Origin of the sequence: Kosmotoga olearia TBF 19.5.1 (assembly GCF_000023325.1) — a bacterium.
In the GTDB taxonomy this organism is placed as follows: domain Bacteria; phylum Thermotogota; class Thermotogae; order Petrotogales; family Kosmotogaceae; genus Kosmotoga; species Kosmotoga olearia.
In genome coordinates this window covers 1,937,210-1,952,741 of sequence record NC_012785.1, presented here as the reverse complement: position 1 = coordinate 1,952,741, position 15,532 = coordinate 1,937,210, and the positions used below count along the sequence as shown (strand labels likewise).

Below are 15,532 nucleotides of genomic sequence, written 5' to 3'. Positions count from 1 at the left end.
AGTAGATTTATTTTTGAGGCATTACGGAGGGCGAATTGCTTCAAAAAAAATCTACTCGAAAAGGGAACGTTGCGTCAAAAATAAATCTACTCAAAAAAGAGGGATAATCTTCTCGAATACCCGGGAAGGTAGGCGAGAAGATGAAGAGGTTAGATATGAAAAATGTGGTGGAAGATTATTCAAAAAGGTACAGGAAAGCTCGCAAAAAGGAAAAATCCGAAATTCTAGAAGAGTTCACCCGAGTTACCAAATATAATCGTAGTTATGCATCGTTTTTACTACGAGGAGCTTCAAAAAAGCGAAAGACAACCTCACCCAGCCAGAAAAAGGGTCGAAAGAAAAAATATGATCACAAAGTCTTCGTGAAACTCGTGAGGATATGGGAGATAATGGATTTCCCGTGTGGTAAAAGGCTCGAAGCAGTGATGGGTGAAGTAATAGATAATCTTGTTCGCAATGGGCATCTAACATTGACTGAAGAAACAAAAAGGAAGCTTCTTAATATAAGTGCTTCCACTATCGACAGATTGTTATCCAGCGAGAGGAAAAAGATGGAACTCAAAGGACGGTCTCATACAAAGCCCGGAACTCTTCTGAAAAAGCACATACGAATAAAAACACATTACGAGTGGGACGATACAAGACCAGGCTTTGTTGAGGTTGACCTCATTGGGCATGATGGAGGGAGTGTAAGTGGTGATTTTTGCTACAGCCTCAACATGGTAGATGTAGCAAGTGGTTGGAGTGTAGTGGCACCAATAAGAAACAAAGCGCAAATTTGGACATTAAAAGCTATAATTCAGTTGAGGAAAACGCTTCCCTTCACTTTATTAGGTATTCACTCAGATAACGGATCAGAATTTATTAATAGACACATATACCGTTATTGTGAAGATGAAGGGCTTCTATTCACCAGAACCCGGAGTTACAACAAGAATGATAATTGTCATGTCGAACAAAAGAACTGGTCTGTTGTAAGAAGAGCCGTTGGATATTACAGATACGACACAGAGGAAGAATTCCAAATACTAAAGGAGTTGTATGCGTCTCTGAATCTGTACAATAATCATTTTCAGCCAAATCAGAAAATCATTGAGAAAATTAGAAAAGGAAACAAGGTAAGCAAAAAATACGACCGCCCTACTACACCATACGAAAGGATCATGCAATCACCCTGGGTTGACCAAAATACAAAAGACAGGCTTCGCAAACAACACGAAGCCCTAGACATTTACAAACTCAAGAGTATAATAACTCATTTCCAAGAACAATTAGTGAACATCCAGATTGATAAATCGAAAGGAGGGATCCTCAACTATGTCCCTCTCAATTTCAAGTAGATTCTATTTTGAGGCATCCATCCTATTTCAAGTAGATTTATTTTTGAGGCATTACGGGGGCGAGTTGCCTCATAAAAAATAGTGGCTGCGGAGGTGGCAGCCACCAGGGGGTAACGGGGGATATGGAAGGGAGTGTTAACATTTCGATTAATTACATACAAAGTTATGCCAGCTAAGAAGCGAATTTCAAAAATCTTCCGCAAGGCGCCGCTGTATATCTACACCAACTTAAAAGATATATTAGCACTTAACGTAAGAAATCCCATGCAGTCGTTGTATAATAAATTGTGTGAAATCAATTTCCTTATGGAGGAAAAGAATATGTATTACAGAGCAATAACAATTGGAGAATCACTGGATGGAATTAGTGCTTTTGAGCATTTTAATAGTCTCTATGACGTGGATTTTGACTATCTGATTGGACTCGGCAAAGAAATTCCTACCATCCTGTTTATAGACGGCACGAAACAATTACAGGATATAGTAAAGGATTGGCTCTATGCCTTTACCAATATCATTCTCGTCAACAATAACCCCATACGAGTTTTTCTGATCAAGGGTTATTCGCAGGAATTTCATGAATTCAAAGGATATTACCGCGTTATCGGAAGTTATAAGAGTCCAAGACAAATAGCCGAAGATGTAATGAAAAAAATTGAAAAACAACTCTCAAGAATAGTCGGCAAAAGCGAAAAAATTGTGGAACTAAAGAAAATGCTCATACTCTCCATGTTTTATGATGGAAGCTTCATGATACTCGGTGAAACAGGAACAGGAAAAAACCTCTTAGCCGAAACCATAGCCAATTTATCTCCCAGATGGGATAAACCTTTCTACTCACTCAACTGTGCCGCAATTCCGGATACATTACTCGAAAGCGAGCTCTTCGGCTACAAAAAAGGTGCTTTTACAGGAGCTACAAGCGAAAAGACGGGGTTGATTGAACTGGCCAACACCGGAACGTTGTTCCTCGATGAAATCGGAGATATGCCTTTGAATCTTCAGGCCAAAATATTGAGCGTCACCGAAAATCGCGAGTTTTTCAAAATCGGTTCGACAAAGCCAAAAAAGGTCGATGTCCGCTTCATCACCGCCACAAATAGAACTGAAGACAACGTTCTAAGGAATGACCTGCGTTTCAGGCTTTCCGCAATAAAGGTCGAACTTCCTCCATTAAGGGAAAGAAAGACGGACATTCCTTATATATTCGACAGGATACTCGAGTCGAAGGGTTATCTACTGCGTTTTGAAAGTTTACCCCGGGAGTTAAAACAGCGATTTCTCAACTACGATTATCCCGGGAATATTAGAGAATTGCTAAACATGATCGAAGAATATCTCGCGGTTAACAACATCCTCTATTCGGGTGTGAAAAACAATGTTGAGTCCTATACAAGCATTCTGGCTGAAGAAGCGATAGTTGAAAACACAAATAACGGAATTACCTACAAAGATTTTCTGCAAAATTTACACAAGAATATCATGAAAAAAATTCTCGAAAAGCGGCTTAAGTCTCTTGGAAACGATTTGAATCTTCTATCAAAAGAGTTCGGCCTGACTCCAAGAAGAATCAGGGACTTACTTTCAGAATTCGGATTGAGAAAATGATGTTCGTTATTTAAAGCACAAATGGTATAACTGGACGTAATGTTCTCTACTTGAAAAGCTCTAATGAATCGTCTATAATATCTATTAGTGTACGCCCGTAGCTCAACTGGCAGAGCGGCGGTCTCCAAAATCGTAGGCTGGGGGTTCGACTCCCTCCGGGCGTGCCATAAAAAAGAGGAGCTAAAGCTCCTCTTTTTTATTCCTCATATTCTTGGTGGCCAGATAACGGGCTTAAAATTCTTCCGCGATTGCTTTCTATCAATGGTGTGAAGCACAAAGGGAAGTTTTATCGTAAAAGGTCCTAAGGCTTTTTTGATATGATCCACTTCCGCATCTTCCGCAAAGTTCAAAAGATGAATCCGATTATTCCAAGCATCGTGGTGGATGGCTTTTACTAGTTTTTTAGCATCTTTGAGATCCTGATATTCAAAGATGATAACATGCCATGAACGTATGAATTCATTCAATTTTGGAATCCTGACAAAAGGAACGAGCGTAGCAAGAAATCTAACGGAAACCTGCAATGCTCTTAAACTCTTAGACAATCTGGTAATAGCTACATCGTATTCACCGGTAATGTCCCAGACGGCTGCCCAGGCACTCTTATAACGGTACACTTTCAGACGCTTTTGCTCTTTCAGTCTGGGAAAGAAATTTCTATCCAGATCCATAGGAACCAGATCATGGTCTTCCATACTGTTGATGTAATACTCCTGAAGTTCAGAAATTTCGGGATCGTTATCAATTTCCAGTCCTTTTACCTTACCTCTTCTCAAAACAGGCTGTACGTAGAAGTTCAGTGTCCTTGCAGCGAAAAGATTCATATGACGCAATATTTTTATCGAGCGGATATTATCAGCTTTGACGGAACCAAAGCCAAACTCTGCCTCAGAATTTTCCAGAATATCCCCCATCTTCTCAATGAGCGCTTTCAGCCATCGCGCAACCTTCATCCTGTATTTCGGATTTGTTCTTAGCCCGAAAAGATAAACCCCTCTCTGCTTACGTCCTTCGAGCCAGTAATCAGCAAACCCAGCGCCGGCACAACCTATGATATCTCCTGTTTTCTCATCCTCGGCTACGAGCATGAACCCGTCTTCAAAGTAGCGCATCTTTTCAAAAAAGTCTTCTCGATTCGAGGTAAACCAAACATTCCCCTCTTGAGCTGAAGTGCGTTCAATTTCGAGAAGTTTAGCGTTATCTTCCGGTCTGGCTTCCCTGATTATCACTCAGTATCCCCCTTGCGAACCTTCAAGTGCGATTCAAACCAATCCAATATAGCTCTCAATCTTTTTTCCCTGTGAACGGGTAACCCACTTCTCGAAAGCTCGTGGTTCTCCTTCGGGAAGAGAACCATTTTTGCTTCTTTGCCCAGCCTTCTTAGAACAGTAAAAAATTGCATGGCTTCAGGTACCCAACAGCGGTAATCTTCCAGAGAATGGATGAGCAACAACGGTGTTTCCACATTCGGAGCATAGTAAAGGGGAGATTGTCTGATGTACCCTTCGAGATTTTCCCAGAAATTGCCGCCTATTTGATCTTCAGCAAAGAAATAGCCGATATCCGTGGTTCCATAGAAAGATATAAAGTTAGAAATTGACCTCTGGCTTACCGCAGCTTTGAAAATATCGGTATGCCCTACAATCCAATTGGTCATGAAGCCCCCATAAGAACCGCCTGTTACCCCAAGCCGATCGGCGTCCACAAAATCGAAGTTATTTACAGCGTACTCCACAACCTCCATGATATCCTGAAAGTCCCTTTCACCGTAATGTCCGCGTATATCGGCGAACTCCGAACCATAACCGTCACTTCCCCGCGGATTACAGAAAAGAACGGCATAACCGGAAGCAGCAAGCAGCTGGAATTCATGGATGAAGCCGTATCCGTAGGCTGTCTTTGGCCCGCCGTGAATCTCAAGAATAGTAGGATATTTCTTTCCTTCTTCGAATTCCACGGGTTTCATTATCCATGCATCGATAACTTTCCCATCCGATGCTTCTACCTTAAACCCTTCCGGTTCGGACAACCGATACTTTCTAATCCAGCCATTGAATGACGTAAGCTTCCTGATTTTTCCCTTTTTGCTCTTGTAAATCTCCAGAGGATAGGTGGGATTCATCATCGTGAAAACAATAGTCCCGTCAGGCGCAATGTCAAAACAATCTATGCTGGCGTTAACATCGAGAACAGTACTAAGCTTGCCTTTATTGTCAACGGACTTGATGACAGCCTTTGGCCCGTCTGTGGTGATGAAATATAAAGAACCATTGTGAACTCTAATCTGCCTACCTCCAACGCCTCTCACATCGCTGTTTAAACTATTGAAGAAAGAAAGATCACCATCAAAGATGGTTCTTGTCCTTTTAGTCGGTACTCGCGCAATCGCTACTTTGGGGTTTGTAGCAAATCCCTTTTTGAAGTCTGTTATGAGAGCGTACAGATTATCGTTATCCTTCCATTCGGCATACATTACCGAAACCTTATCGTTGAACAACCGTATCCTGTCACGGGTTTTTAGGTCGATTACGTACAGTGAAGCCCATATAGGTCTCTGTTCAGGATTATCGAGCATCACAACCGCAAGTTTTCTCCCATCTGGCGAAGGTGACACTCCCCTTACATGCGTTTCGCCTTCGGTGAGCCGTTCTAATTTCCCGGAATTTATATCAAGCAAAAAAGCGTGCCCATATCTTCCATCCGTAAACCCTGCACCGTTTCCAAGGAAAGGGATCCTCTCGATTTCATAAACCTTTTTTTCCGGTGGTTCTTTTTCGGGGGCTTTTCCGTCAGGTCTAACAGCTGAAACGAAAGCGAGTTTTGTATTATCAATCCACTCCAGGGATTGGACACCACCTTCGATGGTTTTCACTAACTTTGATTCACCGCCGTCAAGGGGAAGGATGTACAGTTCTGTACCCTGTGAATCCTTCTCACGTTTAGAAGTAAATGCTAGAAGTTTTCCGTCCGGGCTTATTTTTGGAGAAGAATCAAATTTTCCAAATGTGAGCTGTCGGCGATTTCTCCCTGAAACATCCATGATCCAGATATCACTGTAATACTTATTTTGCTTCTTATCCATCCTTTTCCTGACAAAGATGAATTTCTTTCCCTCCGGCAAAAACTCTATATTTCCCAAACTCACATAACGATACAAATCAGTCAAAGAAATCCTGTCCACGATTATTATCCCTCCTCATTCGCTTTATTCAATTCTACCAAATGACCTTCCTTTATAAGAACTTTCATATCATTTCGAATCTATATCTGGCAATACAAAGCGCATTTGACTGCGTAAAATAAGGTACGTTATAATACGACTAACAAATCAACTATTTGAAACATTCAGAACATCAGACTGAAAAGATCAAGCGAGGGATATAAATGGAAAACACCAATTTTTACGAAGGAAAAATAAGAATAGTGCCCAAAAATAAGGAAATATACGCGCTGTTGAACCTGGACTATTACGTTTTGCAGGATTCAACCGAAGAAATAAATCTTTATATATACAAAGACATAAACATTGATCAGATAACTTCAGAAGACGTAAAAGATTACGCGGTAAGCAACGAAATAAGCAATTGGAGCCCCTTCATACTGGAATCAAAGCAAATAAAAATCCATTTGAATAAAAAGAAAAACAAAGGTGATGTGATCAAATTACAATTTAAGTACCACGGAAAAATCAACACACTCAAAAAATATGAAGTAAACAGGATAAACGAAGAATGGGTGGAGATCAGCTTATATTCTCCATGGTTCCCACTTGCTGAAGAAAATAGAAAAGCTGCTTTTCAAATCAGGGTGGATATAGAAGATGGTTACGAAGTAGTGGGGCAAAAAGCCAGGAAACAAAACGGATACTGGATTGTGGAATCAGATAACATGGTTAATGATTGTACAATATTGGCTTCCAAAAACTTCAAAAAGAGAATCGTACGAGAACGGAGGATGACCATAAAAATTTATAATGCTTCCATAGAAGGCGAAAAAATCGCGGAGAAGATAGAAAAGCATCTTGGGTTTATTATAAAAACCTGCTTTGATTACTTTGGAAAAACCAATGTAGAAGAGTTCACCATCGTTATCGCACCAAGGTCAGAAGGCGGTGGGTACTGCAGACCCGGCTTGCTGGTTGTAGCGCTTGAAGATGTAGACGATAAAAACTATTTCAAATTCCTGTCACACGAGATTTCTCATCTATGGTGGATGGGAGCTGACAGCAGCACGTGGGAAGACTGGCTCAACGAATCCTTCGCCGAGTATTCTGCCCTACTGCTTTATAAAGAAAAATACGGCAATGCCGAATTTGAAAGGAAAATAGAAAAATACAGGCAAGCCGTAACCGATTGCCCGCCAATTTACGGTTTGAGCAGAAGCGACGAGAAAGCATTTCTGACGTTATACGCAAAAGGCCCGGTAATCCTGAATAAACTTGAGAAAAAGATAGGATCAGATAATTTCAAAAAACTGCTAAAGGAGCTTCTTGCAAAAAACATAAAAACAACCGATGGATTCTTTAAGACCGTAAAAAACATGTTCGGCGAAGATACCGCAAAATTTATGGAAAAAGAGTTGAAAAGCTAATAGAGAAAGCCGCTGCGCGGCGCTCCGAATCCCTTCGGGATTGACACGAACTCCTGATAAGAATCGAGAGTCCGAGAGTCCGAGAACCGAGAGGGCCGCTGTGCGGCTGGTTAGCACGCTTCGCGTGGGTGAGCCCAGCTGCGCTGGGGGTAAGCCCGTTGCGAACTGCTTCGCGGTTGACACACGCCTGCGGCGGAAAACAGCTAAGCTGCGAAGTGCTGGACTACATCCAGGAGGCTTGCAGACGCTGACAGTTGATGGAGCGACGCTCACAAGGCAGTTACGACCGGCTACGCCGGTGGCACGAACTCCTGTGGAGTTGTCTCGAACCACTTCGTGGTTGTTGCGAACTGCTGCGCAGTTGATAGAGCAGGCAAGTCGGCCGTATGTATGTCATCCCGAACACCCCTACCCGTCATCCTGAACTTGATTCAGGATCTCGTACTGAAAACCAGATTCTGGATAAGAGATTTCCAGAATGACGGCGAAGAGTAAGATTCTGGATAAAACATTTCCAGAATGACGGTGGGGGTTAAGATTCTGGATAGGACATCTCCAGAATGACAGTCTGTGGAGTAGATTCTGGATAGAACATCTCCAGAATGACAAATAGGGGCCTATCGCCTTGCTAACCCGATACTTGTTCCCTAACCGTCATCCTAAACTCGATTCAGGATCTCGTACTGAAAACCAGATTCTGGATTAAACATTTCCAGAATGACAGTGGGGCGTTAAGATTCTGGATAGGACATCTCCAGAATAACGGTTATCCGTTGATTTTTAAAGAATGTCAGCCTCTGCAAGCGACCTGCTTTTTCAACTGCGAAGCAGTTTTCACCCACTCCGAAAGGAGTGCTTACCCCCGGTGCAGCCGGGCTTACCCATGCGAAGCGTGCTTACCCGTCAACAGCGTCGCAAGCCTCAGCCTCGCGAGCGTCAACGTCGTGAGCCTCCTGAGCGCTGCTCAGCACTTCCGCCTCAGGCGCATATCAACCGCTTGCGGTTCGTGTCGCTTCGCTACCTGAACGAGTTCGTATCACCGACATAGCCGGTCGTATCCACGGCCTTATTTTATAAAGCCTGCCCTTCTCCTGTAATATCCTCGATCAGTTTCAACAGCTTGTTTACTTCGTAAGAATCAGCAATTTTCTCATTCAATATCGCTTTCGGTGAGATGTATTCACCATAATACTCTTCGATGGCTTTTCTATCGATCTTCACCACAGAACCTTCAACGGTAAACCCGATAAAGAATCCTTTCGATATCGAATACGAAAGAATAGTCTGCAAAGAATAATCAACATCCGCGGATAAATTCCTTCCAATGGGCCCGGCAGCAATACTGAGACTCCCGCCAAGCGTGATGTTGTCTTTCGTAAACCCTTCAAACCCCGTATCATTCATAATGAGCAGTACAAGTCCAATCGACTGAGCCCCCACTTGCATCCCATAGCTCATCTTATAGAGCCTAAGGAATAAAGGCCCGTACCATTGGCCGGTCTCCGAATCTTTTCTCAACAGGAACCCTTCACCATATTGTCCGCCAACTACAAATCCTGCTTTTATAACATTAGGAAATACCGCTATCCCTTTTGCGCGTTTAAGAAGCTCAACAAAAGCCTCGCTATCAGGCATCGAAGAAAGTTCCTTAATGACCTCACAAGCATCTTCTAATCTTTCATCCGGTGGATAAAATGCCATAACCATCACCCCCATGATCAGTATTAACAGCACATTTACAGCTTTCCTCATCGTCTCACCTCTTTCCTCTCATTGTTTCTCTATAAAAAACTACACCTTCTTTCACGCCAATAGAAACTGGTACCTCATTTTCTTAATACCCACCAAATATCATTTCCGTAAAACCCGCACTTCCTGTATAGCCTTTCTGGATTGGTTTTGTTGCCAACTTCTCCTGAAACCGTAGTGAATGCAACACGGCTTTTTAGTCTGTTCAACAGCTCAAACACGACGGCACTGCCTAAACCCTTCCCCTGGTAATCGGGCAAAACCTGAATCCATTCAAGCGATCCTTCCTGTATCATTTTATCTATTTCGGCAATACCTAAAGCTACCGGTGTATCCTTTTTCCTATCTATGACCCAAACCCACAAATCCTTTTCGAACACAGGATGTTTCATCCAGCTCCTGACTGTCTCAACATCAGGATGTATATCTTCATAACACCTTCCTATCAATTCCGAAACCTCTTCAATTTCACTGGCTATATTCACATTCTCAAAGGCAAAACCAGCCGGTAATTCCACATTGTACGTTTCTTTATTATCATGGATAATCCTAAAATAAGATTTTGTATAAGAAAAAAGCCTGCCATCAAGTTGCCGGTAGTACTCATCATGTATAACCATGAAATCCATTCGTTCCAACTCTTTTTTGCTCAGCTCGTCTAAACCCGGGTTCTTTTTCCAGAAGACAAACAATCTTTTTTCTTCTCTCGCTACAAGTTTTGTAACTTCATTTCCGTCCAATTCAAAGGAACAATCCAGATCTCCTATTCTAATCAGCGTTTTCCACAGTGCGTTCGGTAACACTCTGCAGGGTTCTTTGCGATATACATACTTTAGTGCTTCACTAAAAGAAACAGTGTTGTTTCCCAAAATATTCCCTCCAGATTTATCTAACCCGATTTCCGTTGATTAAGTTTTGGCGACATTCCAGAATCGACACCTGAGATTACACTTACTTCAAAGTACCACCATGAAAGCTCAATTTGTATATGATTTTGCCTTCGAACAATATCTTTTCATTACCTTCAAAGCATTCGACATTCCCTTTCCATTCACAATAATACTCAAAACTTCCATATTTGAATGTCTCAGGACCACGATAAGGTGCTGAGGCAGGGACATTCTTTAAGGCTTCCTTCAAGCATTTGATGAACCCCTCCGGAATATCATCTACCAACATTCTCCCGTAGTAATTCATTCCCCAAATTGGTCTACCGTTCTTCCAGACTGCTTCTTCCCCTATAAAATCGAAACTGCCTAAGTAAGTATCGATATATAAGAACTCACCCTCCTGATAATGCAAATCCTTAGAACATGGTCTTGAGGGTTCTGATTCTTCCCCATCGCCCGCATATGTATTCTGCTTGGCTCTAATGAGAAACTGTATAAATTCTTTCGTAATCTCACTCATCTTTACACCTCTCCCTCAGGCTTTTCATAGAAAAACCTTGCAACAACATTCAAGGCTAATTCCCTGCTTACAAACCGTTGCAGAAAAACCAACAGCTTATTGAAAAAACCGGGTATATAGGTTCTCTTCCCCTTTTCAAAAGCTCTAAGAGATCCCTTTACTACTTTCTCGGGGGTCATTATGAACTTTGCACGCATATTGGGTAAGCCGGCAACATTGAAAAATTCCGTCTTTGTTGGGCCGGGGCAAACGACCATAATCTTTACTCTGCCTTCTAATTCTTTGGAAAAGGCTTCAGTTAAACTGAGCACAAAAGCCTTTGTGGCAGCATAAGTGGCAAATCCCGGCACTGGCTGAAATGCCGCGGTAGAAGCAATGTTGATTATCCCCGCTTCATTCCCATTCCTTTTTACCATCTTCTTTGAAAATTCCTTCGTTAAGTAATAAAGCGCTCTTATATTCAGATCAACCATTTTCAATCCCTTTTCAGTATCTATTTCCACAAACGGTGAAATTAAACCAAACCCGGCGTTGTTAATGAGAAGGTCTATATCTGAAAATCTCTCCACAAGTTCCCTCAGCTTATCAAAATCGGTTAAATCAGCCACAAAGGGTTCAACAGCTACCCCGTAAATAGATGACAGGTCATGCGCCAATTTCTCTAACCTTTCCTTTCTCCTTGCGACAAGGACAAGATCGTATCCCCTCTTCGCAAGTTCTTCCGCAAATACCTTCCCGATCCCTGAAGACGCTCCGGTAACTAAAGCTCTCAAAATCTCACCCCTTCATTTGAAAGTGCCCTTATAAAGAGTATATAGAAAAAAACCATAAAAATTAACAACGAATTCCCCAGCGAAACAAGATCTGGATTTTCTTGACAAACAGATGAGTTTCTATTGACATATGAGATAATTCATGGTACATTCTTCTCTGTTCCGCAACCTTTGGCCTGTGCAACCTGATGCAACCTCGCAGCGACCTTCGGGATCCTTGGCTTCGCTAATAATCCTACAACCAAATGACAAGCTGAAGGAGGTTACAATAATGGCTCTTGGATGGATGGACGTTTCTGATCTATCGTTTAATACGTTATTGTTACTGGAGGAAGTACAATTAAGATGGCTGCCGAGGGGGAATGTACCAAAAAGGGAATTAGCCATTGCTCTGAAAGCAAATCCTGTTGTGGAATGGTATTTCAGAAACAAATGCCCTCAAATCAATGATTGGGTTGATAAAATATTGGAGAACATAAAAAATGAACCAATAAATGATCCCGCAAAGGTCCGCGAGGCCGAGATAGCCGTACTAACTGCCATAAACGATTGGGTTGTATTCGTTGTTGACCCGGTGGTATATGACCAGCAACCATTTTTGAACTGGGATTCAAATGAATTGTTATCATTGGTCGATTTTTCCGGAAAAACCGTTATAGACGTTGGAGCCGGAACCGGAAGGCTAACAATCGTTGCAGCTGAAAAGGCAAAAACGGTATTTGCCGTCGAACCTGTTGCAAATCTACGTTCATATTTAAGAAAAAAGGCCAAAGAAAAAGGACTTACGAATATATACGTAGTCGATGGTTTAATCGAAGAAATACCTTTCCCTGATCAGTTTGCAGATGTAACGATGGGCGGCCACGTGTTCGGTGATACTCCCGAAGAAGAATACAAAGAATTGCTGCGAGTAACCAAACCCGGTGGGATGATTATTCTCTGCCCCGGCAACGGCGATAAAGACAACGAAATCCACAGATTTCTTGTGGATAAAGGATTCGAATGGTCCAGATTCGAAGAACCGAGAGACGGTATAAAAAGGAAATACTGGAAACAGGTAAAATGATTTAGCTGCCCTATTTTATACTTAGGCACAAATGTAAGTTATAACTAGCGGAAGGGACAAAAACAATGAGAAGACTAATCATGCGCATGTTTCAGGAAGAAAACGATTACTGGCGTATTCGCAATTTTTTACGTCAGACTCTCATTCTCAACGAACTGCGCCAGCTAAACTGGCATGTCGCACGACTCGATTACTGGCGCTGGCATGTAATAGAAAACGGTGATGCCTATGATCCGGTTGAAAAGGTTACATACATCTGGGAAACACCAGACGGAAAGATTGCAGCCGTACTGAACCCAGAAGGCAGAGGTGACGCGTTTCTTCACGTGCACCCCGCTTTTCGCACAAAAAAAATGGAAGAGGAAATGATTGCTGTCGCCGAAAAGCACCTTGCTAACTCGTGCTCAATTGGTCGTAAGGTGCTATACGTCTGGGCTCATGAAAACGATGATCTTCGAAAGGGAATACTTGAGGGTCGAGGTTACACCAAAACAGAAATTCGGGACTGCCAGCACCGTCGATCGTTGGCAATTCCCATCCCTGATGCATCGGTCGCAAAGGGCTATGTGATACGCGCATTGGGAGACGAACAGGAGATTCCAGCGAGAAGCTGGGCGTCGTGGAGGGCATTTCACCCAAATGAACCGGATGAAAAATATGATGGCTGGGAATGGTACCATAATATCCAGAAACAGCCTCTTTACCGCCGCGACCTTGATATCGTAGCAGTCGCTCCCGAAGGAGAAATCGCGGCATTCTGCACCATCTGGTACGACGATTTCACACGCACTGGATACATCGAACCAGTAGGAACAGTACCAGAACACCAGCGCCGTGGACTGGGAAAAACTGTAATGCTTGAAGGATTAAGAAGACTCAAGAGAATGGGTGCAGTAGTTGCCTTTGTAAGCGGCTTTTCTACGGCAGCAAACGCCCTGTATTTCTCTGTCATGTCAGATGATCACAACTTCCTTGTGCCATGGAAAAAAGAGTTTTGATTAATCTACTGAGTTTTATCTTCAATCAACAAACTAAAACCAGGGACATTGTCCCTGGTTTACTATTCTATTCAATAAATCTCATCAGTTCATCCACCATTCTCATGCCATTTGCTTCAAGATCTCCCGAAAGCTGGAAAGTAAGACATCTGATAGCGACACTTCCAACGGTAACATTCACCGGTGGATTCATGTCTATCGGATAAATCAAAAAAGCCTTTGTGCAGTTCTTTGTCATAGCGTAACTGGCTATCTGAGATATATCGTTATCCGAAGGACGTTCATTGATTTTATACTTCGTATCCAAAACAGCAACGGCTTCTCCTGTTAATCCACTATAGATGACAAGATCGATATTAAAACTCAGGCTATTTTCTTTATCTAAATTGACCTTCTCCTGAGCACGTACTATATACCCTTTCAAATTCTTCTTCAACCATTCGGCAATGAACTTCTCAAACAACCGGGGCATATTCACGAGAAAAGGAATCATCTTACTGGTTCCAGACTTTACTGCAGGACCGCTATTTTCAAGGAAGAACTTTGCAAGAACATGTATGGGAAGATAGTCGCTGTTCAATCTGTTATAGAATCTTTTTATACATTCTGAAGGTTTGAAAGGCCTGACTTTGATAGTTCCTGCCAGAGATCTGTACGCTTTTCTGACAAGATTCCTCGTTCCTTCACTTATGCTGTCACTCATGACTAGCTTCGAAAGAGTCCAGAGTATTATCTGGTTTTCCTCAATATCGTTCGTATGATCCTGATAAACACAATCGAGCTTTACTTTCCAGGGCTGCTTTATCATCGACCGAACATTTAATTTTCCCCTCACATATGGTAATCTATCGTTTTGTTGAATGTATTCTCTGTACAAGCCTCTCTTTGTACGATCTATAACACGTTTCACAAAAACCTTGACCAGTCTTTCATATAACTCTTCAATAGTCTCACAATCCTGGATGCCTTCAATAAATTGAAATGATTTCAAATTATACGCGTACTCGAGCATGTGGAGAAGGTTTTTAAGCTCAACTCTCGGAAGCAACCTGAGACCATATTCTTGTGATAAAGGAATGTATCCAACCCACCCGTTTGAAGTCAGCTCCCAGTTATTAGCGGTCTTAAGGGTCGGAAACTCAACGTTTATTTTGTTACCATTTTCACGCCAGAGAAACGCTCCAAGTTCGTTGGGTAGATCCTCTTTTGGCACTATCTTCTTTTTGTATTCCTTCAATTCGATGATGTTTTTCACTGTCAACTATCTTCCCCCAAAATTTCAGTCTTTACCTTTTCCCATTTGAACTCATCCACTTTTTCAGGTTGGTCAAAGAAATATTCCTCAAGATAAGGAAGTATTTCCATGCACCAGATATCTTCAATCTTGTCTTTGATACCTTCCTCAAGAAAGAATGTGATCCCGACCTGATAATGTGGTTCAATATTCCTGTTTAACCTCTCCAGAACCTGTATTAGACCTTCCGGATTAAAATCTCCACCAGCATGGAAATTCCTCAAAATCTCATAATTTGGCCACAATCTTAAGAAAGCAAACCTTCTTCTTAACGCATGATCAACGAGCGCTATAGACCTATCAGCTGTGTTCATAGTACCAATGATTCGCACGTTTTCGGGTATCTTAAATCTCTCTCCACTGGGCAAAGTGATGTCTTCATTTCGATACTCAAGGAGATACATTAATTCACCAAAAACTCTAGAAAGGTTTGCACGGTTGATCTCATCAATTATCATGACACAGATTCCATCACGTTCGCTCGCTTCTTTGCAGAACTTCATAAACGCTCCTGGAACAACCGGGTATTTTAGTGTGTCGTTTTCGTCTGAAGTTGGCCTTATACCTTGAATAAAATCCTCATAAGAATAAGAAGGATGAAACTGAACCGTTTTAATAAAACCATTCCCACCACCGATAAGATGTCGGGCAATCTTCCTGGCAACAAACGTTTTTCCAGTTCCGGGGGGACCATAAATTATCGC

13 protein-coding genes and 1 tRNA gene are annotated in these 15,532 nt (G+C 42.1%); 6 read left to right on the top strand and 8 right to left on the bottom strand.

Annotation, left to right across the window (positions count from 1 at the left end; all coding sequences use genetic code 11):
• Window positions 1-155: 155 nt before the first annotated feature.
• The 3 genes from KOLE_RS09215 to KOLE_RS09205 all read left to right on the top strand — a co-directional run bounded on the left by KOLE_RS09215 (window position 156) and on the right by KOLE_RS09205 (window position 3,115).
• Window positions 156-1,340: an ISNCY family transposase gene (locus tag KOLE_RS09215; RefSeq protein WP_015869150.1), complete on the top strand. Its 1,185-nt coding sequence runs from the start codon at window positions 156-158 to the stop codon at window positions 1,338-1,340.
• 321 nt (window positions 1,341-1,661) lie between these two features.
• Window positions 1,662-2,948, top strand: a complete 1,287-nt coding sequence (locus KOLE_RS09210) for a sigma 54-interacting transcriptional regulator (protein WP_015869149.1) — start codon at window positions 1,662-1,664, stop codon at window positions 2,946-2,948.
• 91 nt (window positions 2,949-3,039) lie between these two features.
• Window positions 3,040-3,115 (top strand) — tRNA-Trp (locus tag KOLE_RS09205).
• A 36-nt stretch (window positions 3,116-3,151) separates the two neighbouring features.
• On the opposite strand, the gene KOLE_RS09200 is transcribed toward KOLE_RS09205, so the two are convergent.
• Together KOLE_RS09200 and KOLE_RS09195 are read right to left on the bottom strand one after the other, a co-directional pair.
• Entirely contained in the window at window positions 3,152-4,177 is a 1,026-nt protein-coding gene (locus tag KOLE_RS09200) for a GNAT family N-acetyltransferase (protein WP_015869148.1), read from the bottom strand.
• Window positions 4,174-6,129: a S9 family peptidase gene (locus tag KOLE_RS09195; protein WP_015869147.1), complete on the bottom strand. Its 1,956-nt coding sequence runs from the start codon at window positions 6,127-6,129 to the stop codon at window positions 4,174-4,176. The genes KOLE_RS09200 and KOLE_RS09195 overlap by 4 nt, the downstream gene beginning before the upstream one ends.
• 203 nt (window positions 6,130-6,332) lie before the next feature.
• Between KOLE_RS09195 and KOLE_RS09190 the strand changes: the two genes are divergently transcribed.
• Window positions 6,333-7,538, top strand: a complete 1,206-nt coding sequence (locus KOLE_RS09190; protein ID WP_015869146.1) for a M1 family aminopeptidase — start codon at window positions 6,333-6,335, stop codon at window positions 7,536-7,538.
• 1,071 nt (window positions 7,539-8,609) lie between these two features.
• Here KOLE_RS09190 and KOLE_RS09185 read toward each other — a convergent pair.
• From KOLE_RS09185 to KOLE_RS09170, 4 genes are all read right to left on the bottom strand, one after another.
• Window positions 8,610-9,290 (bottom strand): lipid-binding SYLF domain-containing protein, encoded by a 681-nt coding sequence (locus KOLE_RS09185; RefSeq protein WP_015869145.1) that lies wholly within the window; start codon window positions 9,288-9,290, stop codon window positions 8,610-8,612.
• Between the two features lie 74 nt (window positions 9,291-9,364).
• Window positions 9,365-10,156, bottom strand: coding sequence for a GNAT family N-acetyltransferase (locus KOLE_RS09180; protein WP_015869144.1), 792 nt, complete (start codon window positions 10,154-10,156; stop codon window positions 9,365-9,367).
• Between the two features lie 82 nt (window positions 10,157-10,238).
• A complete protein-coding gene (locus KOLE_RS09175; protein WP_015869143.1) occupies window positions 10,239-10,697 on the bottom strand; it encodes a DUF5680 domain-containing protein in 459 nt (152 codons plus the stop codon).
• Window positions 10,698-10,699: 2 nt separating this feature from the next.
• Window positions 10,700-11,470 (bottom strand): SDR family NAD(P)-dependent oxidoreductase, encoded by a 771-nt coding sequence (locus tag KOLE_RS09170; protein ID WP_015869142.1) that lies wholly within the window; start codon window positions 11,468-11,470, stop codon window positions 10,700-10,702.
• 271 nt (window positions 11,471-11,741) lie between these two features.
• Between KOLE_RS09170 and KOLE_RS09165 the strand changes: the two genes are divergently transcribed.
• Together KOLE_RS09165 and KOLE_RS09160 are read left to right on the top strand one after the other, a co-directional pair.
• The gene (locus KOLE_RS09165) at window positions 11,742-12,536 is read left to right on the top strand and encodes a class I SAM-dependent methyltransferase (RefSeq protein WP_015869141.1); all 795 of its coding nucleotides are present in this window, start codon (window positions 11,742-11,744) and stop codon (window positions 12,534-12,536) included.
• A gap of 65 nt (window positions 12,537-12,601) precedes the next feature.
• Window positions 12,602-13,534 carry a GNAT family N-acetyltransferase gene (locus KOLE_RS09160; protein WP_015869140.1) on the top strand — a complete coding sequence of 311 codons (933 nt, stop codon included), beginning with the start codon at window positions 12,602-12,604 and terminating at the stop codon, window positions 13,532-13,534.
• Window positions 13,535-13,601: 67 nt separating this feature from the next.
• On the opposite strand, the gene KOLE_RS09155 is transcribed toward KOLE_RS09160, so the two are convergent.
• Together KOLE_RS09155 and KOLE_RS11535 are read right to left on the bottom strand one after the other, a co-directional pair.
• Window positions 13,602-14,789 carry an McrC family protein gene (locus tag KOLE_RS09155; RefSeq protein WP_235599798.1) on the bottom strand — a complete coding sequence of 396 codons (1,188 nt, stop codon included), beginning with the start codon at window positions 14,787-14,789 and terminating at the stop codon, window positions 13,602-13,604.
• A 2-nt stretch (window positions 14,790-14,791) separates the two neighbouring features.
• The gene (locus tag KOLE_RS11535; protein ID WP_255358906.1) at window positions 14,792-15,526 is read right to left on the bottom strand and encodes an McrB family protein; all 735 of its coding nucleotides are present in this window, start codon (window positions 15,524-15,526) and stop codon (window positions 14,792-14,794) included.
• Window positions 15,527-15,532: the final 6 nt, after the last annotated feature.